Origin of the sequence: Ferriphaselus amnicola (assembly GCF_000974685.2) — a bacterium.
Lineage (GTDB): Bacteria > Pseudomonadota > Gammaproteobacteria > Burkholderiales > Gallionellaceae > Ferriphaselus > Ferriphaselus amnicola.
In genome coordinates this window covers 191,904-211,936 of record NZ_AP018738.1, presented here as the reverse complement: position 1 = coordinate 211,936, position 20,033 = coordinate 191,904, and the positions used below count along the sequence as shown (strand labels likewise).

The following is a 20,033-nucleotide window of genomic DNA, read 5'->3' as shown; positions in this document are numbered from 1 at the left end:
AATAAGTATAGCGCATACTCACTCACGCCCTTCCATCGCTACATTTGGAATCCCCCGTTTCACGGGATGAGGTACTACCTCCCCAGCGCTTCCAGCGCTTTCTCCAGCCGCTTAACTGACACGATCACCGGCGTCTTTAGTTCTTGCGCGAACAGCGAGACGCGCAGCTCCTGCATCAACCAGAAGAAATCCTCCAAACGTGGATCGGTCTCGCCCTGCTGTGCCGAGATGCGGCGCTGCCATTGCTGCTGCAAGGGCTGCAACTGTGCTTGTTGCTGGGCATCGCGGGCTGGGTTGGAACGCAACTTTTCCAACCGCACGTTGATCGCCTTGAGGTAGCGCGGCAGATGTTGCAGCCGCTCGTAGGACGTACGTTCGATGAAGGTCTTGCCCAACAGCGCGTCGAGCTGGGAGCGCATGTCCTGCGCAGCTTGTGCATGTGACTTGGCGGCTTGCAGCGCTTTCTGCGCCTGCGCGTGCTCGGTCAACACCGCCGCCGCCAGCCGCACAATCTCTTGCGCCACCAGCGAGATCCGCCCTTTGGCATCTTTGCTGCGGGCAAGGAATTCCTTTTCATTACTCGGCAACGGCTCCATCAGGCAGCAACGCTCGAAGGTCACGGCGAGGATCTGCCGCAACAGATCCTGCTGATTGCCAAAAGGCATGAACTGCATCGCCAGCGCCTGCAAGCCGGGCAAGCTCTTTTCCAAGAACTTCACCTGCTCTTTGAGTGCCAACATGAACAGCCGCGCCAGGCCTTTGCGATGGGCGGCCTGCGCTTCCTCGCGAGTGTCGAAGATGCGCCGAGTCACGGCATCACCCTCATCGTGCAAGGCATTGAACACCGTGATCGTCTGACCGACGCGCGTGATCTGAGTAGTATCGATGAAGTCGCCGAAATCCCAGGTGGAGTGACGAGTTGCGCTGCCCCGATCCCCCTCTCCCGCCTGCAGGCGAGGAGAGTTTTCATGCGCACTCTTTGCCAAGGCAGGCGATACTTTCGGTGCCAGTTCCCCGCGCAATTGAACAAAGTTGCGCGACATGCCAAGTTGTCGTCCGTGCTCGTCCACCACCCGGAAGTTCATCAACAAGTGGGCTTGCAACTGCTCCAGCCGGAAGGCATCCAGCGGTGCTTCGAGTTGCTTTTGCTGGCGGATGTAACGCGCAAGCGCCTGCAACAACGGTGTATCCGACGGCGGCACTTCGCGGCAGAAGGCGGCGGCGAACTCGGGGACAGGTACCAGATGGCGACGCAGTTTCTGCGGCAAGGTCTTGAGCAGTTGCGTCACTTTATCAGCCAGCAGCCCCGGCACCAGCCACTCGCACTGCGTCGCCGACACCTGATTGATGAACGCCAGCGGCACGGCCAGCGTCACGCCGTCGTCTTTGTCGCCGGGTGCGAAGTGGTAGTTCAGCGCATAGCTGACACCACTCATCACCAACTGCGGCGGGAACTGGTCAGTGGTGATGCCTGCCGCCTCGTGGCGCATCAGGTCGTCTTTTTTCAGGTGCAGCAACTTAGCGTTCTCGCGTTCCGCTTCCTTGCGCCAATGCTCGAACGCCGCGCCGTTGTGGATGCCCGCCGGGATCCGTGCAGCGTAGAAGGCGAAGATCAGCTCGTCGTCCACCAGTACATCCGGGCGACGCGCTTTGTGTTCCAGCGCCTCGATGTCGCGGATCAGCTTCTGGTTGTGGGCGAAGAACGGAGCGCGCGTCTCGAACTCGCCCTCGACCAGCGCCTGACGGATGAACACCTCGCGCGATTCCTCTGGCGCCATCGGCCCGTAATGTACGCGCTTCTTGGGGTTGATGACCAGCCCGAACAGGGTGCTGCGCTCCCAAGCGGCCACCTGCGCTGCTTTCTTCTCCCAGTGCGGATCGAAGTAGTGACGCTTGATCACATGAGCACCGACTTCCTCCAGCCACTGCGGCTCTATGCGGGCCACGCAGCGCGCATAGAGCTTGTGCGTCTCCACCAGTTCCGCCGCCATCACCCACTTTGCGCCTTTCTTGGCCAGCACCGAATTGGGCGCAATGAAGAACTTGATGCCGCGCGCACCGAGGTAATCCATACCTTCCACACTACGCATCCCGATGTTGCCCAGCAAGCCAGTGAGCAGCGCCTTGTGCAACTGCTCATAGCTGGCGGGCTGCTCATTGAGGCGCAGCCCCATCTCCAGCACTTGGGCGTGCAGCTGCTGATGCAGGTCGTGCCATTCGCGCAGGCGCAGCGGCGACAAAAAGCTCTCACGACACTGGTCGGCCAGTTGGCGGTTGGATTTCTTGTGCTGCACTGCCTGCTGGAACCATGCCCAGATTTTTAGGTAGCCGAGAAAGTCGGAGCGCTCGTCGTTGAAACGCTGGTGCGCGGCATCGGCGGCCTCGCGCCGTTCCTGTGGCCGGTCACGCGGGTCTTGCAGCGACAAGGCGCTGGCGATGATGAGAATCTCGGTCAAGCATTGGTACTGCCGTCCAGCCAGCAACAGCCGCGCCACTTTGGGGTCGAGCGGTAGCTTGGACAGTTCGCGACCGATGGAAGTTAGCACCCGCTGTTCATCCATCGCTGCCAATTCCTGCAAGAGCTGATAGCCATCGGCAATGGAACGTGAGCCGGGCGGCTCGATGAAAGGAAACTCGGCGATGTCGCCGAGGTTCAGTGATGCCATGCGCAGGATCACCGTCGCCAGCGAGACGCGGAATATCTCGGCATCGGTGAACTCGGCGCGTTGGGCAAAGTCCGCCTCGTCGTACAGCCGCACGCAGATGCCGCTCATCACTCGTCCGCAGCGCCCGGCACGCTGATTGGCGGCGGCGCGGGCGATCTTCTCGATGCGCAACTGCTCCACTTTTTGGCGGATGCTATAGCGGTTGATGCGCGCCAGCCCGGAGTCGATCACATAGCCGATGTTAGGTACGGTGAGCGAGGTCTCGGCCACGTTGGTGGCAAGCACCACGCGCCGCTGGTTGGTCGGTTTGAACACCCTATCCTGCTCGGCGGCAGACAGGCGCGAGAACAGCGGCAGGATCTCCACATGTTTGGGGTGGTGCTTGCGCAAGGCTTCCGCCGTTTCGCGTATCTCGCGCTCTCCTGGCAGAAACACCAATACATCGCCCCGAAGTCCAGTTGCCCCGATACTCAACTCATCCAGCGCCCGGCACACCGCCTGCGGCACATCTTCCGGCTCGCCTTCGGCAGTGTCCTGCAAGGGACGGTAACGCACTTCGACGGGATAGCTGCGACCGGAGACCTGCAACACTGGCGCACCACCAAAGTGCTTGGAGAAGCGCTCCGCATCCAGCGTGGCCGAGGTGATGATGAGCTTGAGGTCGGGGCGCTGCGGCAGGAGACGTTTGAGGTAGCCGAGCAGGAAGTCGATGTTGAGCGAGCGCTCGTGGGCCTCGTCGAGGATGATGGTGTCGTACTGACGCAGTTTAGGGTCGCTGTGGATTTCGGCCAGCAGGATGCCGTCGGTCATCAGCTTGACGCAGCTGTCGGGCGAGACTTTATCGTTAAAGCGCACCTTGTAGCCGACCGCGCCGCCGAGTTCGCTTTTCAGCTCGTGGGCGATGCGATTGGCCACGGTGCGCGCCGCCACTCGGCGCGGCTGGGTGTGGGCGATGACACCGTTCACACCGCGCCCGAGGCTCAGGCAAATCTTGGGAAGCTGGGTAGTCTTGCCCGAGCCGGTTTCGCCGCAGACAATCACTACGTGATTCTCGGCGATAGCACGTGCCAACTCCTCTCGCCGCGCGACCACCGGCAGATCGGCGGGAAACTCGAACGGCGTGAGCTGGTTCAGCCGCGCCAAACGGCGCTCAGCGATCGCGGACAGCACAACAGGCTTCATGCTACCGGACAATCAGAGCGCCTCTAGCGCCTCGTCCACCAGCCCGTTATGGCGCAGCAGCGCATCAATCTTAGGTTCGCGGCCACGGAAGGCGACGAAGGAATCCATCGCTGGGCGATGACCGCCTACTGCCAGCACTTCGCGGCGGAAACGTGCGCCGGTATCGGCGTTGAGTACACCGGTCTCCTCGAACAGGCTATAGGCATCGGCAGACAGCACTTCGGCCCATTTGTAGCTGTAATAACCCGCCGAATAGCCGCCCGCGAAGATATGCGAGAAGCTGTTGGGGAAGCGATTGAAACTAGGCGGGATCAGCACGGCAACCTCTAGTCGAACCTCGTCCAGCAGTTGCAACACGGATTTGCCCGAATTCGGATCGAAGTCGCTGTGCAAGCGCATATCAAACAAGGAAAACTCGATCTGGCGCAAGGTGGCTAGACCGCTCTGGAAGTTCTTCGCGGCCTGCATCTTGTCGAACAGTTCGCGCGGCAGGGTCGCGCCGCTCTCCACATGACGGGTCATGCCTTGCAGCACCGACCACTCCCAGCAGAAGTTCTCCATGAACTGGCTGGGCAGCTCGACCGCGTCCCATTCCACACCGTTGATGCCGGACACCGGCAGGTCTTCGATCTCGGTCAGCAGATGGTGCAGGCCGTGGCCGAACTCGTGGAACAGGGTGATGACCTCGTCGTGGGTGAACACGGCAGGCTTGCCGCCCACCGGAGCGGAGAAGTTGCAGTTGAGATAAGCGACTGGCGTTTGAATTGCGCCCGAGGCCAGTCGGCGACGGGTCACGGCATCGTCCATCCACGCGCCGCCGCGTTTGCTGGCGCGGGCGTACAGATCGAGGTAGAACTGGCCGATCAGCTTGCCTTTCGCATCCAGTATGTCGAAGAAACGCGCGTCTTCATGCCACACCGGAGCGACCGAAGCACGCAACTTCACGCCGAACAGCGTCTCAGTGACGCTGAACATGCCCGCCAGCACCGCGTCCTCGGGGAAATATTGCTTCACCTCTTGCTCGGAGAAGGCGTAGCGGCGCTCGCGCAGCTTCTCGCTGATGTAGGCGATGTCCCAGGACTGCGGATCGTCCAGCCCCAACTCGGCGCGTGCAAATTCGCGCAACTCGGCTAAGTCTTGTTCGGCGAAAGGACGGGCGCGACGCGCCAGTTCACGTAGGAAATCCAGCACTTGCTGCGGCGTGTTAGCCATTTTGGTCGCCAGCGACAACTCGGCGGCATTGTTAAAGCCCAGCAGCGCCGCTTCTTCAGCGCGCAACTTGAGCAATTGCGCCATCAGCGGCGTGTTGTCCAGCTCCTGTTTGCCGAATTCGGCGGCGCGGGTGCTGTACGCGCGATACATCTCTTCGCGCAGGGCGCGATTGTCGGCGTACTGCATCAGCGGCAAGTAGGACGGTGCTTTCAGACTGAACAGCCAGCCGTTCTTGCCTGCGGCTTCAGCCGCTTCGCGGGCGGCTTGTTTGGCATCGTCCGGCAACCCCGCCAATTCAGCTTCGTCCTCGACCACGCGCTCGAAGGCATTGGTCGCGTCCAGCAGATTGTCGGAATAGCGCGAGCTGAGTGCGGAGTGCTCCTCTTGGATGGCGAGAAAGCGCGCCTTCACCTCGTCCGGCAGTTCGGCACCACCCAGACGGAAATCGCGCAGCTCGTTCTCGACGATCTTCTTGCGGGCTACCGAGAGGGTGTCGAACTCAGCACTGGCGCGTAGCGCCTTGACCTTGTTGAACAGCGCCAGATTCTGCCCCAACTCGGCGTAATACTGGGTGATCTTGGGCAGGTTGGCGTTGTACACCTCGCGCAATTCGGGCGAATTCATCACCGCGTTCAAATGCCCGACCGGCCCCCAAGCGCGCGACATGCGCTCGTTGGCTTCTTCCAGCGGCAGCATGAAGCTATCCCAAGTGGGCGCAGACTCATCTGCCAGCAGACGCGCGATCAGTGCGCGGTTGTCCGACAGCAGTTGCTCGACGGCAGGCGTGACGTGTTCAGATTTGATCTCCGCAAAACGCGGCAGACCGGAGGAATCGAGTAGTGGGTTCATGTGGCGAGTTCCGATGAAAGTCAAAAACCTGCCGTAGCAGGTTCGATAAGTTGAGTGAGGCCCCTACTGTTGGAATACGAGCTGCCCATCGAGCAAGGTATAACGCACCCGACCTTGCATCTCGTAGCCGTTGAACGGGGTGTTCTTGCCTTGACTCTTGAGCGCGGCTGGCTCGACTTTCCACGCAGCAGCAGGGTCGAATACGCATAGGTCGGCGTGAGCGCCGATGCTCAGATGCCCCATCTTCACGCCCAGCAACTGCGCCGAGTTGATGGTGATCCGTGCCAAGGCATCTACCAGCGGCACGTTTTCCTGTTCTGCCCATTTTAGTGCCAGCGGCAATAACAGTTCGATACCTGTCGCGCCCGCTTCCGCCTCGGCGAAGGGTAGTTGCTTGGCATCTTCATCTACTGGCGAGTGATTGGAACAGATCGAGTCTATGGTGCCATCGACCAGACCAGCACGGAGCGCCGCTTTGTCGCGCAGGCTGCGCAGTGGCGGGACGAGGTGGCAGTTGGCATCGAAGAAGCCGATGTCCATTTCGGTCAGATGGACGTGGTTCATCGACACATCGCACGTCACGTTCAATCCTTCGCGCTTGGCGGCGCGCACCATTTCGACCCCAGCAGCGCTGGAGATGCGGCAGATGTGCAGTGCAACCCCCGTCTCGCGGGCGAGTTGCAAAATGGTGGACAAGGCTATGGTCTCCGCCACCACGGGGATCGGCGGTAGCCCTAAGCGGGTGGACACCACACCGTCATGCGCCACGCCATTCTTGGCAAGGAAGCTATCTTGCGGGCGCAGCCAGACGCGGTAGCCGAACGTGGCGGCGTACTGCATGGCGCGCAACAGCACGCGAGTGTCCGTCAGCGGCGCATCCGCCTGACTGAAGGCTTTGCAGCCCGCGTCGGTCAGCTCGATCATCTCGGTCAGCTCAGCGCCTTTCAGACCGTAAGTCAGCGCCCCAATCGGAAACACGCGACATTGATTCAGCGAGCGGGCGCGGTGCTTGAGCATCTCAACCAGCCCAGGCTCATCCAGCGGCGGATCGGTATCCGGCGGACAAGACAGCGACGTCACGCCGCCCGCCACGGCTGCGCTCATCTCGGATTCCAGCGTGGCACGGTATTCGTAGCCGGGCTCGCGCAAACGTGCTGCGATGTCCACCAACCCCGGCATAACGATCAGCCCGGCAGCATCGATCACCTGTTCAGCGACGAAACCGGCAGGCGCGAGTCCGATGGCGACGATGCGGCGGTCAGCGATGAACACATCTTGCTTGGCATCGAGCTTGTTCTTGGGGTCGATCAAGCGACCATTCTTGATATGGATGTTCATTGTTTGCCTCCCGCGAGCGTACTCATCACCGCCATGCGCACCGCGATGCCGAACGTCACTTGCGGCAGAATGACCGACTGCGCGCCGTCAGCCACGCTGGAGTCGATCTCCACGCCACGATTCATTGGGCCGGGGTGCATCACGATGGCGTCAGACTTGGCAACGGCCAGCCGTTCCTGCGTCAACCCGTAGTATTTGAAGTATTCCTGCGCCGAAGGCAGCAACGCGCCCTGCATGCGCTCGTTCTGTAAGCGCAACATCATCACCACATCCACGTCTTTCAAGCCGCGCTCCATGTCGTGATAGACCTGCACACCCAGATTCTCCACCGCTGTCGGTAGCAGCGTCTTGGGCGCGATCACGCGCACTTCTGGCACACCCAGCGTAGTCAGCGCGTGGATCTGCGAGCGCGCCACGCGGGAATGCAGCACGTCGCCGACGATGGCCACGCGCAGGTTGTGGAATTCTTTCTTGTAGTGGCGGATGGTGAACATGTCGAGCAGCGCTTGCGTCGGGTGCGCATGGCGGCCATCGCCCGCGTTGATGACGTGGATGCTGGGCGCGACATGCTTCGCAATCAGGTGCGCCGCGCCGCTGGTGGAGTGGCGGACGACGAACATATCGGCGTGCATCGCACACAGGTTGTCCACGGTATCCAGCAGCGTTTCACCCTTGCTGGTGGAAGACGAGCCGATGTTGAGGTTGACCACGTCGGCGGACAGTTTTTTGGCGGCGATCTCGAACGTGGTGCGGGTGCGCGTGCTGTTCTCGAAGAAGATGTTGAACACTGATTTGCCGTGCAACAGCGGCACTTTGCGGATCTCGCGCTCGTCAGCGGTGCCGAGAAATCCTTCGGCGCGATCAAGGATGTCGCGCACGATACGGGCGGGTAAACCTTCGGTGGTCAGCAAATGCTGTAGCTCGCCGTGCTTGTTTAACTGTGGATTATTCACGCCAGAATTCCTGTCGTTGGTTCATCGAAATACGCCTGCAAGATGTGCTGCGCAGCCACTTGGTCGAGCAGCGGTTTTTGTTTGATGCCGTGGATGCCACGGGCAGTCAGCGCCTCGCTCGCGGCGGCGGAAGTATAGCGCTCATCCACCAGAATGACAGGCAATTTGAAACGGCCTTTCAAACGGTTGGCGAAGCGGCGACACAGGGCTGTCATCTGGTGCGGAGCGCCATCCTCATGGCAGGGCAAACCCACCACCAAGGCGCTCGGCTGCCACTCTGCCAACAGCTTGGCGATGGCAGCAAAACGCTCGTCAGTCTTTTCGGTGCTGATGGTGGTGAGTGGCTGGGCAGAATTCAGTAGGGTGTTGCCGGTGGCCACACCGATGCGCTTTTCGCCAAAGTCGAACGCCAGCAGGATTCCAGAAAAATCAGGTGCGGACACGCCGTCAGGCATGACCGGCTTCTTCCGACAGGGTGGCGTAATCCACACCCAGCTTGGCCATCGCAGCGGCGTAACGCTCCTCAGCAGGCATGTCGAACAAGATGTGCTCGTCGGCGGCCACTGTCAGCCAAGCATTCTGGGCCAGTTCGCTTTCCAACTGCCCTTGCTCCCAACCGGCATAGCCCAGCGTGATCAGCAGATTTTCGGGGCCATTGCCTTCGCCCACGGCTTGCAAAATGTCTTTGGAAGTGGTCAGGCCGACCTTGTCGTTGATCGCCAGAGTAGATTGCCAGCGCCCCTTGGGCTCATGCAGCACGAAACCACGATCCGTTTGCACCGGCCCACCAAAATGTACCAGCTCGCGCCCACGATCCCCATCCTGCAATGGAACCTTGATCTGTTCGAAGAGCTCGCCGACCGTCAGGCTGATCGGCCGATTGACGACGATGCCCATCGCCCCCTGATCTGAGTGCTCGCAAATGTAGGTGAGCGTCTTGGCGAAATACGGATCCTGCATCGCAGGCATCGCGATCAGGAAGTGGTGACTGAGATTGAAGTTCGACATGGCTGCATTGTAATCGGATGCAGCGCCCGGCACAATTTCACTGATTACAGGTGGCGGAGCCATTGCCATCCAGCATAACGGCTGCCGCCTATCCTCAGCGGCCAACAGGCAACAACTGAAAGCCACACCTCAAGTCTGGCTAGACTGAACCAGTGCGTGTAGTTTAGCTTTTGCAGCGCCACTCGATAACGTCGCGGCAGCACGTTGCACACCCTCGGCGAGGCTGGCTGTCAGTCCGGCCACGTAGATCGCCGCACCGGCATTAAGCAATACAATGTCACGCGCCGCCCCGGCTTGATTGTCAAGCACACCAAGAAGCATGGCCTTTGCCTCTGCCGCATTCGACACGCGAATTGAATCTAGCGATGTTGCCTGCAAACCGAATTGCTCTGGAGTGACGGTATATTCGGTCACTTCGCCATCCTTCAATTCAGCGACGAATGTCGGACCGCCAATAGTGATCTCGTCCAAGCCATCGCTACCATTCACCACCAACACATGGCGACTGCCCAAGCGCTGCAACACCCGCGCCTGAATACCTACCAGATCAGGATGGAACACGCCCATCACCTGATTCTCAGCTCCAGCGGGATTGGTCAACGGCCCAAGCACGTTGAACAGCGTGCGCACCCCTAACTCGCGACGCACCGGCGCAGCGTATTTCATCGCACCATGAAAGTTGGGGGCAAACATAAAACCAATGCCGACACTGTCAACACAATGTCCGACCTGCTCTGGTGTCAGATTGATGTTGACGCCCAGCGACTCCAACACGTCAGCAGAACCGCAGGTGGATGAGACAGAGCGTCCGCCATGCTTGGCGACTCGGGCTCCAGCAGCCGCAGCAACGAACGCGCTGGCTGTCGAAATATTAAACGTGTGCGCCGCATCGCCGCCTGTGCCGCAGGTATCTACCAAATGGTCGCGCTGTGTGACCGGCACCTTGGTAGCAAACTCGCGCATCACAAAAGCCGCACCAGAGATCTCGCCGATGGTTTCTTTCTTCACGCGCAAGCCAACCAGAATGCCTGCAATCTGTGCTTGAGTGACTTCACCACTCATGATCTGCCGCATCAACGACAGCATTTCGTCGTAAAAGATCTCGCGTTGATCGATCAGGCGCGCTAAGGCTTGCTGTGGGGTGATCATGGCTTACCCTCCAAGAAATTCTTCAGCATGTCATGCCCATGCTCGGTAAGGATAGACTCTGGGTGAAATTGCACGCCATGCACAGCCAGCGTCTTGTGGCGCACACCCATGATCTCGCCATCATCCGTCCAAGCTGTAATCTCCAAACAATCAGGCATCGACTCACGCTCGATCACCAACGAGTGGTAGCGCGTGGCAGTGAAGGGATCGGGCAACCCAGTGAAGACACTATTATTGTGATGATGGATTTGCGACGTTTTTCCGTGCATCAACGTTTTGGCGTGAATGATGCGCCCGCCGAATGCTTGACCGATACTTTGATGACCGAGACAGACCCCAAGCAGCGGAATCTTGCCCGCAAAGTGCTTGATCGCCGCCACCGAAATGCCCGCCTCGTTCGGCGTGCAGGGGCCGGGAGATACCACCAAGTGCTGCGGATTCAGCTTCTCGATCTGCTCGACAGAGATCTCGTCATTACGAAACACCTCAACCTCAGCGCCGAGTTCAGCGAAATATTGCACTAAGTTGTAGGTGAACGAATCATAGTTGTCGATCATTAGCAGCATTTTTATCCAGTCCTTTGATTGCTAACTCTATGTTGCCAAAACAGCTCTTAAAACATCCCCAATTTCAATTAGCCTCGGGGGAATTTCACTCATCGTGGATGGTTTGATCGAACGATTTCGAGATATGCGCATTATCGCATTCAAACATTAGGCATGTAACCCTCGCAACGGCCTCGTGCAAGGGCTACTCAAAAGTTGGGGGACGACTAGGCTGAGAAACCGAGGTGATGGAGCTACATGGTGAGCGGGTATCAGAGAAATTTTCTGACATAATTTTGGCACAAGCCACAAAATAAAAATGGCCCGCATCACTGCAAGCCATTGATATTTGGTGGCGAATCCCCGATTCGAACGGGGGACCTGCGGATTATGATAACTTACCTTATTAAACAATGCCCTGCGCCATTTGTCATCATGCCTACGTAGCCATAAATAGCTTATGCAAGTGCAAATTAGCTAATTCGTAGCTACGAATTAGCTACTGCGCCCCCTCTAGTTAAGAGTGGGACAAAATTGACACCGTCACTAGTGACTATGCAGCTTCTCCTGCAGCCATACCTTAATCAAAGATTGGTAGGGCACATCGCGTGAGTTAGCTGCTGCCTTGAGCGAATCAAGCAGGTGCTGAGGAAGTCTCAACGAAATCGTCTTAGTGCTTGGCTTGAGATTAGGCAGTACAACGCGCTGGGCTTTGCTCCAGTCAAGATGCTCAGTCGAGTCATGCTCTTCCCAATAGATGCGCTCCTCTGCTTCGGTCGCGAAGGCCGGAATTGGTCTAGTCTGTTTGCTCATAAATCTGCCGCTCCTTTTTGTGCATATCTCGGGCCGAAATTACTCGAATCTTGGCCCCGTCACCCCGAAGAGTGAAAGTGATATGAACCGTTCTTCCTTCATCGGTTTTTCCTAGTGCGTGATACCGCGCTTCTTCTTGACTGTGCTTAGCATCAATAAGAAGTAGTAACGGATCATTGAAAAACACCTGCTCAGCCTCTGCCATAGAAACGCCATGCTTTTCATTCTTGCGAGCGTTCCCGTCATCCCAGTCAAATCCAGAGATTTTAGTCAGATTAATCATGGCCAGTATATTATGAATACATACCAAGATTGGCAAGTGCGATTATTCAATAATTCGGATTTGCAGGAAAGTGAAGGAGAAAACCTTTTCCTTTGATGCTCCCTTACTTTAAGTGAGATGCGTTACAACCACCCATTCTTAATGAATCCATAAAGATTCGCAGAATGCGAGCCGACAAAGAGCACGTCATCTGAGAAAGGATTGAATCGCGCAATACTGGACAATCAATCTTGATGGACTCAAGAATAGTAAGCAGATTTTTTACATTCCCGCGAAAGGGCTAACTTAAAATTTTGCAAGGCAAGGGGGAGTTATGTCACGGCGGTTTGCTACGCTGGCGTCCGAAAGCTTAACGAAAACAAGAAAGCTATTTTGAATGCCGCTTATAGATTTCATGTAGCGAGATCCTATGGCTCATACCCCAACCTAAGCATTACTTCTTCAAGTTGGCCGATCTCCGACTCGATTTCAGACAGTTGTACGTCACTGAAAGGCAATACCGCCATCGCTTCAATTGCAGCACGAATGGCCTGCAGCACCCTGCCCAAAGGATCGGCACACTCATTACCCATAGTAAGCTTATTCGCTCTCCATACTTCAAAATCAATCATCTCTTGTGCTGACAAGTGTTCGACGACATCCTTTTCCAAAGGCATCTTTTCTGTGAAAAAGGAAAGAATGACTGTTTGCTGGCGCTTACCGGATTCCGGGTCGACCTCATGCCGAATGAACTGATAGCGCCTTCCCTGAACTCGTATCTGCATGACTTACTCCTGAAGAGGGCGATCATTTGCTTGGCTGGCACGTAAGGTTTGCTTCAACGCAGCCAGTAGTCGCCAGATCGGCCCCGTATCGATTGGCATCAGCTCGGGAAGTTCCGGCAATTCCGTCCTGAACTGTCTCAATTCAGAAGCGATCGCGGCAAGTGCCTCAGCCGACTGCTGCTGTTTGATTGCCCGAGCCCACACTTCCCTAAAAGCTCGAAGCTGTTCCTGTTCTTCATCTGTCAGTCCGCCAAGGTTGCATAAAGATGGCACAAAGGATGCGGGCCAAGAGATAAGGACGGCCTGCTGCCTACGGCCTGTCTCCGGATCGGATTGGTTGCGTATCAATTGGACTCGACCATTGGCATGACGTATCTGCATCTTGGATCTCCTGATTTCATATCTATCGTAATGATTGAACGTTTTCTATCAAGCAATATTTTCCATCCGCCTTCATCCGCCTGATTCAACCATCCAAATTAACTTATCCGCACTCATCCGCACAAACATTAATTCCAGCCAGATTTATCCGCATCCATCCGCGCTGATTGCCACCAAACAAAACCTTATCCGCGTATATCCGAGGGCTTGTGACCATCTATCGTCCGGCTACCAATACAAAAAGGCTTGGGACTACATCCCTAGGGTGTCCTCAGGCCCGTCGATTTGAGGATGTCGAAGAAGACCTGTAAGCAACACAGCGCAGGAGGTGATGGAGCCACACGCTGGCAGGCAGTGAGTGAGACCAGTCGGCACTCAGTGATGAGGGGGAGTAATTGTCATTGAACTACACCACGCGGTGGGATTGAGCTGCCGCAGGAGTAGTGACTAAATTGGCACAATGTCTGATGATCGGCCTAAGCAGACGGTAGGGCTGATACGAGTTGGTGTCCGCTCTCGCCATTAGTGGTCATTCGAAGAATTAATTTTCGGATGAGTTTCTTCCCCGAATACCCCGAGAATTCCCCCAGACAGGAACATCGAAATCGCTACAAACCAGAATGCCGCCGTCACCGAACCGCTGAAGTGTGCGGCAATACCGAGTCCGAGTGCGCCGATGCCGTAACCCAGATCGCGCCAGAAGCGGTAGATGCCGATAGCTGAACCCCGCCAGTTGGGATGTGAGATGTCGGCCACGGCAGCGGAGAGATTCGGGTACAGCAGCGCCATGCCGAAGCCGGAGACGGCTGCGGAGAGCGACCACCACGCCATGCCTTCCTGCAACAGCATCATCGCCACGCCCGCGCCGCAAATCCACATGCCCCACACGTTGGGTTTGTGCCGCCCGATATGGTCGGATAATTTTCCAGTGAAGAATTGGGAACCGCCCCAGACGAAACCATACACGCCGACCACCCAGCCGATGTCGGGCAAACTCAAGCATTGCTGGAAAAGGAACACCGGATAGAACACCCACACCAGCGCATCGACGAACTTCTCTACCAGTCCAGCCTGACTGATGGCCGCTAAACGCTTGTCGCGCCACGACATCAGTGTGAACACCTCCCATGTTGTCGGCTGCGCACTGATGTTGGTCGAATAGCGCGGCTTGATGGTTGTAGAAGGTGTGGTGGCGTGTTTGGCCGCTTCCAGCTTAGCCCACGGCAGTGTGTCTTTGACCCACAACAAAGTCAGCAGCATGGCGAGCAACACGGTCGTCATGCCAAACAGCAGTAGCCCGCTACGAGGTCCTAGCATGGTCGCCAGATAGGCGGTGATGATGCCTGCCAGCGCCAGCCCGATATATCCGGAGAACTCATTTAAACCGATAGTCAAACCGCGCTGATCGGCACGAGTAATGTCCAGCTTGGATGTCTGTGTCATCGACCAGGTCAAGCCCTGATTGATACCAAGCAATACGGTTGCGGCGACGATCCAACTCCATGAGGGGGCGAAATAGATCAGCAACGGAATCGGCAGTGCTGCCGCCCAACCCAACAGCAATACTTTCTTGCGCCCGATGCGCTCGGACAGGCGACCCGCCACAAAATTGAGCGTGCCTTTAACTAAACCGAATGCCACCACAAAAGCGGTAAGTAACATGAACGAATTCTTCGGCACTCCGAATTCAGATTCGGATAATGCAGGTACTACTGTGCGCATCATGCCGATGGTGAAACCCACCAGCATGACTTGCAGCAGTTGATGCAGGAACTGATCTAGGTTAACTCGAATACCGTGTTGCATACCCATCAGCCCGCGAGGTTGGCAGCTACCATCTTGTCCATCTCGGCTGGGCGCGGCGGAATCTCTTTGACTAAGTTCTCGATGAAAGCGGCTTTATCCATCGACAATGCCTGATTCCAGCGCTTCTCGAATCCGATGGTCGAACTCGGCTTACCGGACAAACCCGCACCGCACACGCTGCCTGCCTGATGCCCCGGATAGATTTCGACTTCATTGGATAAATGCAGCAGCTTGGCATGAATGCTGTCAAAAAGTTGACCCGCCATCTCGCGCTCACGTCCCAAGAGATCAGGGCGACCGATGGCACCAACGAACAGCGTGTCACCGGTGATAACGAACCAAGGCAGCTCCCCGCGCCGCATATCTGTCACTAGCAGGCAGATGCTGTCGGGCGTATGTCCGGGAGTGTGCAGGACTTCGACATTGACGTTGCCGAGGTTGAGCGACTGACCATCGCCCAATGACTCATACTCGAACTTGACCCGTCCTTTGTTCGATTCGTGCAGGCAGTACGGCGCACCGACCATCTGGGCGAGTTTCCTGCCGCCGGAATAATGATCGGCATGGACATGGGTGTCGATCACATAATTGATGGAGACCCCAGCTTTCTTCGCCTCCTCGATGTACCACTCCTCATCGCCTGCGACCACATCTACCGCCATGGATTTACCCTTGGTGCCGCAGCCGAAGAAGTAAGACAGTGACGACTCTTTTGTTGCCAGTTGTTTGAAAAACATCCCGCCCTCCCTTTTAAATTAGAACACCAGAACCTTATCTGCCCACACCGTCCACTCCGACAACTCAGCCAAGGTGCTACGGCGTGCGCCATCTGCAATATCGCTTTCGCTCATGCCTCGCGCATCCATACAGGTGCCACAGATACCAACCTCGCCGCCGTGCCGAATCACATTGCCGAGCATGGTTTCCACGTTGTAGAAGCCTGACGGTACTTTCTGATTGCGGTGTGCCGCCGATGCCGCATCACCAATCAAAAAAACCCGCACGGCATTGCCTTCCATTTTGGAAACAGCGCCAGCCAAACGCAGGCCGTTATAGGTGCGCTCACTTCCATATGGGCCATCGTTGAGGATATAAAGATGATTCATGGCGACCTCCTTGGGTTGATTATCATTCTAGTCGATACTGGAATGATTAAGCGCCATCTGTCATTCTGTGTCAAGTTAATCTATAGTCTTAGTCATACAATCCAGCCAATTACGGACTAATGCCATGAAAGACTCTCGCAAGATAAAAGACCTGCTCTATGAGCAGGTGTCACGGATAGGCAAGGTATTCTCCAGCCCCAAGCGCTTGGAGCTGATCGAACTGCTTTGTCAGAGCGAGAAGACGGTGGAGACGCTGGCGAACGAGGCATCTATCAGCGTAAAGCTGACCAGCTCACATTTACGCGAGTTGCGCATGGCGCATCTGGTTGAAACCGAGCGTCAGGGTAAAAACATCTACTACCGTCTCGCCGACAAGTCGGTAGCTGACATGTGGGTACAGATCCATACTCTGGCGGAGGAGCGATTGATTGAGCTGCAACTAGCATTGCAGAAGATCGCCTCGCAACCGGATGATTTGGTGCCGAGTGATCGTGACAGCCTAATGAAGGCGGCACGCAAAGGTGAGGTGGTGGTACTCGATGTCAGGCCGACAGGGGAATATTTGAATGCGCATCTGCCGTTTGCTCGCTCGATTCCAATCGAGGAACTACGCCAGCGTCTGAGTGAACTTCCTAAAGACCGCGCCATTGTCGCTTACTGCAGAGGGCCTTATTGTCTGATGGCAGTGGATGCCGTTGCTCTGCTAAGGCAAGAAGGATATTCAGCCATCCATCTGCGGGAAGGTATAGCGGAGTGGGAAGCTGCGAGTGGTAAGTAGCTCGTCGATTAGCTGCTGATGTCCGCTCGGGGGCCGATAGCAGAAATAGCCGGCCTCGTTCCTCAATTTCCGCTTTGGCCGAATTCCTGGCCGTCACATCCTCGGCCTTTGCGGTCACAAAGCCTATTGCTGCCGAATGACAGATGTGATGTAGTTTGCTGACACTGGCTGTGAGTACCTAGTTAAGTGATAACTTTTCATTCTGTTGAAGAATTGCTCACTGATTATTGACGTGATTCGAATAAATATAGTAACCAATTCGTTCTGATTCATTTAGGTGCATTGAAAGCATTTGTTGCCACCAATTAGTGCATTTAATTGTCTCCTGACCTAAAACGCCTCATTTAATTCTGGCGTAATACTTGCTTTACAAGCGGTATGAATATCAATACTGCTGAATTCCCCTTACGCGTACTGCTGGTGGATGAAACCTTCGAGCGCGCCGCACTGCTCAAGCACGCGCTGAATGAAGCCGGCTGCCACCTCGCCGCTCATGTTTCCGCAAGTGCTGATTTGCCGGGTTTAGTGAGCGAACTCAAGCCCGATATTGTCATCCTCGATACAGACTCACCTGATCGAGATACGCTGGAGCATCTGTGCATCATCAGTCGTGACCAGCCACGACCTATCGTATTGTTTACACACGATGAAGATAGCGAAAAGATACGCGCAGCGATACGTGCAGGGGTCAGTGCCTATGTGGTCGATGGACTGAAAACTGAACGACTGCGCCCCATCATGGAAGTAGCGATCGCTCGATTCAACCAGTTCCACGCCATGCGTCAAGAGCTGGAAAAAGCCGAGAATCAATTGGCCGAACGCAAGGAAGTGGATCGCGCCAAGGGCATATTGATGAAGCAACGCGACTGGAGTGAAGACGAGTCATATCAGGCGTTGCGCAAAATGGCGATGGATAAGGGACTCAAACTAGCCGATGTGGCTCGCCAAGTCATCACGGTGGCAGAGTTGATGGGATAGCTGGCACAGCGATTGCTTAGCTAACAACAACGATCCAACGGCGGATCGAGTAAGTAAATAGACTCCGACCATGATGGTCGGACAGAATCAAGGACAAAGGCGTCCATTTGCGAGAGCGGTATCTCTTGCAGATGGACGCCTTTTTTATTTGCTAGTTTTTAACCAAGGAGCGATGTCATGAACGATGAAACCAACAACAGCCGGAGAGATTTTATGAAGAATGGAATGGGTTTACTGGGAGGCGCCGCCTTGATGGCCATGGTACCGCCGGGTGTGCGCAGTGCAGCTTGGGCAGCAGGTTCCGACGCCCCGGAACTGAAAGAGGTCCGAGTCGGATTCATTCCACTAACCGACTGCGCCTCCGTGGTCATCGCCTCGGTGATGAAGTTCGACGAGAAATACGGCATCAAGATCATTCCATCTAAGGAAGCGTCCTGGGCGGCTGTGCGCGACAAGCTGACTAACGGTGAACTTGATGCAGCTCACGTTCTGTATGGCTTGATCTATGGCGTACACCTAGGCATCGGCGGACAAAAGAAAGACATGTCCGTGCTGATGACGCTGAACAACAACGGTCAGGCGATCACCCTATCCAACCAGCTCCGAGACAAGGGCGTGACCAATGGCGCGACGCTGAAGAAGCTGGTGGATGCCGAGAAGCGCGATTACACCTTTGCCCAGACATTCCCCACCGGCACCCACGCCATGTGGCTGTATTACTGGCTGGCCAGTAACGGCATCAACCCGATGAGTGACGTGAAGACCATCACCGTGCCGCCACCGCAAATGGTCGCCAACATGCGCGTCGGCAATATGGACGGTTTCTGCGTCGGCGAGCCGTGGAACAACCGCGCCATCTACGACAAGATCGGTTTCACTGCGGCCACCACGCAAGACATCTGGAAAGACCACCCAGAAAAGGTGCTGGGCTGCACCGCCGAATTCACCCAGAAGAATCCCAACACTGCACGCGCGCTCATCATGGCGGTACTGGAGGCCTCCAAGTACATCGACGATATGGCCAATCGCCGCAAGGTCGCCGAGATCATCGCCGACAAGTCCTACGTCAACTGTCCGGTGGAGGTGATCGATCAGCGTCTGGAAGGCAAGTACGAGGACGGCCTAGGCAAGAAGTGGAACGACCCCAATTACATGAAGTTCTACAACGATGGCGCGGTCAACTTCCCCTTCCTGTCTGACGGCATGTGGTTCCTCACCCAACAGAAACGCTGGGGTCTGCTCAAGGATGATCCCGATTATCTGGGCGTCGCCAAGAAGATCAATCAGGTCGAGCTGTACAAGCAGGCGGCTGCGCAGGTCAAAGTGCCCGTGCCCAAGGACGTGATGCGCAGCAGCAAGTTGATGGACGGTACGGTGTGGGACGGCAAGGACCCCAAGAAGTACGCCGCCAGCTTCAAGATCCACGCTTGAGGTGACCATGCAACTTCGTGACTTCAAGGAATTCATGGTGCACTCGGTGCTGCCCCCGTTGCTGGGGGTGGCATTTCTGGTCGGCCTGTGGGGCATGCTGGCGCAAACCAATGACACGCTGCCGGGACCAGTCAAAACTTGGCACTCGGCAGTAGAATTGTTCAGCGACCCCTTCTATCGGCACGGCCCCAACGATCAGGGCATAGGTTGGAACATCCTGAATTCGCTCCAGCGCGTCGGCACCGGTTTTGGCCTAGCCGCGCTGATTGGCATCCCGCTGGGCTTCATGGTCGGGCGCTTCACCTTTCTGGACAAGATGGCCTCGCCCATCATCAGCTTGCTCAAGCCGGTATCCCCGCTGGCTTGGCTGCCCATCGGTCTGCTGGTATTCAAGGCCGCCAATCCAGCGGCAATCTGGGTGATCTTCATCTCCAGTATCTGGCCCATGGTCATCAACACCGCCATGGGCGTACGCCAACTGCCGCAGGATTACCTCAACGTGGCGCGCGTACTCAAGCTGTCAGAGTGGAAGGTATTCACCCGCATCCTGTTCCCTGCCACCCTGCCCTACATGCTCACCGGCGTGCGGCTGTCCATCGGCACCGCTTGGCTGGTCATCGTAGCAGCGGAGATGCTCACCGGCGGCGTTGGTATCGGCTTCTGGGTATGGGACGAATGGAACAACCTGAATGTGGAGCACATCATCATCGCCATCTTCGTGGTCGGCATCGTCGGCCTGTTGCTGGAACAGATGCTGGTATGGCTGGCCAAGCGCTTCAGCTACTAGGAGA

19 protein-coding genes are annotated in these 20,033 nt (G+C 56.6%); 4 read left to right on the top strand and 15 right to left on the bottom strand.

Annotation, left to right across the window (positions count from 1 at the left end):
- Window positions 1-74: 74 nt before the first annotated feature.
- The 15 genes from hrpA to OYT1_RS00900 form a co-directional block, all read right to left on the bottom strand.
- Window positions 75-3,848, bottom strand: a complete 3,774-nt coding sequence (gene hrpA, locus OYT1_RS00970) for an ATP-dependent RNA helicase HrpA (protein WP_062625760.1) — start codon at window positions 3,846-3,848, stop codon at window positions 75-77.
- Window positions 3,849-3,860: 12 nt separating this feature from the next.
- Window positions 3,861-5,909 (bottom strand): M3 family metallopeptidase, encoded by a 2,049-nt coding sequence (locus tag OYT1_RS00965; RefSeq protein ID WP_062625761.1) that lies wholly within the window; start codon window positions 5,907-5,909, stop codon window positions 3,861-3,863.
- A gap of 63 nt (window positions 5,910-5,972) precedes the next feature.
- Window positions 5,973-7,247: a dihydroorotase gene (locus OYT1_RS00960; RefSeq protein WP_062625762.1), complete on the bottom strand. Its 1,275-nt coding sequence runs from the start codon at window positions 7,245-7,247 to the stop codon at window positions 5,973-5,975.
- Window positions 7,244-8,200 (bottom strand): aspartate carbamoyltransferase catalytic subunit, encoded by a 957-nt coding sequence (locus OYT1_RS00955; protein WP_062625763.1) that lies wholly within the window; start codon window positions 8,198-8,200, stop codon window positions 7,244-7,246. Before OYT1_RS00955 ends, OYT1_RS00960 begins: the two co-directional genes overlap by 4 nt.
- Window positions 8,197-8,655: a Holliday junction resolvase RuvX gene (gene ruvX, locus OYT1_RS00950; protein ID WP_062625764.1), complete on the bottom strand. Its 459-nt coding sequence runs from the start codon at window positions 8,653-8,655 to the stop codon at window positions 8,197-8,199. The genes OYT1_RS00955 and ruvX overlap by 4 nt, the downstream gene beginning before the upstream one ends.
- Window positions 8,648-9,208 carry a YqgE/AlgH family protein gene (locus OYT1_RS00945; protein WP_062625895.1) on the bottom strand — a complete coding sequence of 187 codons (561 nt, stop codon included), beginning with the start codon at window positions 9,206-9,208 and terminating at the stop codon, window positions 8,648-8,650. Before OYT1_RS00945 ends, ruvX begins: the two co-directional genes overlap by 8 nt.
- A 129-nt stretch (window positions 9,209-9,337) precedes the next feature.
- Window positions 9,338-10,357 carry an anthranilate phosphoribosyltransferase gene (trpD, locus tag OYT1_RS00940; protein WP_062625765.1) on the bottom strand — a complete coding sequence of 340 codons (1,020 nt, stop codon included), beginning with the start codon at window positions 10,355-10,357 and terminating at the stop codon, window positions 9,338-9,340.
- Entirely contained in the window at window positions 10,354-10,923 is a 570-nt protein-coding gene (locus OYT1_RS00935) for an anthranilate synthase component II (RefSeq protein ID WP_062625766.1), read from the bottom strand. Before OYT1_RS00935 ends, trpD begins: the two co-directional genes overlap by 4 nt.
- A 525-nt stretch (window positions 10,924-11,448) precedes the next feature.
- The gene (locus OYT1_RS00930) at window positions 11,449-11,715 is read right to left on the bottom strand and encodes a BrnA antitoxin family protein (RefSeq protein WP_062625767.1); all 267 of its coding nucleotides are present in this window, start codon (window positions 11,713-11,715) and stop codon (window positions 11,449-11,451) included.
- Window positions 11,699-11,998: a BrnT family toxin gene (locus tag OYT1_RS00925; RefSeq protein WP_062625768.1), complete on the bottom strand. Its 300-nt coding sequence runs from the start codon at window positions 11,996-11,998 to the stop codon at window positions 11,699-11,701. Before OYT1_RS00925 ends, OYT1_RS00930 begins: the two co-directional genes overlap by 17 nt.
- 407 nt (window positions 11,999-12,405) lie before the next feature.
- Complete coding sequence (locus tag OYT1_RS00920) at window positions 12,406-12,762, bottom strand: hypothetical protein (protein WP_062625769.1); 357 nt, start codon at window positions 12,760-12,762, stop codon at window positions 12,406-12,408.
- 3 nt (window positions 12,763-12,765) lie between these two features.
- Window positions 12,766-13,143, bottom strand: a complete 378-nt coding sequence (locus OYT1_RS00915; RefSeq protein ID WP_062625770.1) for a hypothetical protein — start codon at window positions 13,141-13,143, stop codon at window positions 12,766-12,768.
- Window positions 13,144-13,665: 522 nt separating this feature from the next.
- The gene (locus OYT1_RS00910; RefSeq protein ID WP_062625771.1) at window positions 13,666-14,955 is read right to left on the bottom strand and encodes an MFS transporter; all 1,290 of its coding nucleotides are present in this window, start codon (window positions 14,953-14,955) and stop codon (window positions 13,666-13,668) included.
- Entirely contained in the window at window positions 14,955-15,686 is a 732-nt protein-coding gene (locus OYT1_RS00905; RefSeq protein ID WP_062625772.1) for an MBL fold metallo-hydrolase, read from the bottom strand. Before OYT1_RS00905 ends, OYT1_RS00910 begins: the two co-directional genes overlap by 1 nt.
- Window positions 15,687-15,704: 18 nt before the next feature.
- On the bottom strand, window positions 15,705-16,055 hold the full coding sequence (locus tag OYT1_RS00900; protein WP_062625773.1) for a DsrE/DsrF/TusD sulfur relay family protein: 351 nt from the start codon (window positions 16,053-16,055) through the stop codon (window positions 15,705-15,707).
- A 124-nt stretch (window positions 16,056-16,179) separates the two neighbouring features.
- On the opposite strand from OYT1_RS00900, the gene OYT1_RS00895 reads away from it, so the two are divergent.
- From OYT1_RS00895 to ntrB, 4 genes are all read left to right on the top strand, one after another.
- A complete protein-coding gene (locus OYT1_RS00895) occupies window positions 16,180-16,833 on the top strand; it encodes an ArsR/SmtB family transcription factor (protein WP_062625774.1) in 654 nt (217 codons plus the stop codon).
- Between the two features lie 378 nt (window positions 16,834-17,211).
- Window positions 17,212-17,811 carry an ANTAR domain-containing response regulator gene (locus tag OYT1_RS00890; RefSeq protein ID WP_062625775.1) on the top strand — a complete coding sequence of 200 codons (600 nt, stop codon included), beginning with the start codon at window positions 17,212-17,214 and terminating at the stop codon, window positions 17,809-17,811.
- A gap of 177 nt (window positions 17,812-17,988) precedes the next feature.
- Window positions 17,989-19,242: a CmpA/NrtA family ABC transporter substrate-binding protein gene (locus tag OYT1_RS00885; RefSeq protein ID WP_062625776.1), complete on the top strand. Its 1,254-nt coding sequence runs from the start codon at window positions 17,989-17,991 to the stop codon at window positions 19,240-19,242.
- A gap of 7 nt (window positions 19,243-19,249) precedes the next feature.
- Window positions 19,250-20,029, top strand: a complete 780-nt coding sequence (gene ntrB / locus OYT1_RS00880) for a nitrate ABC transporter permease (RefSeq protein WP_062625777.1) — start codon at window positions 19,250-19,252, stop codon at window positions 20,027-20,029.
- Window positions 20,030-20,033 lie beyond the last annotated feature (4 nt).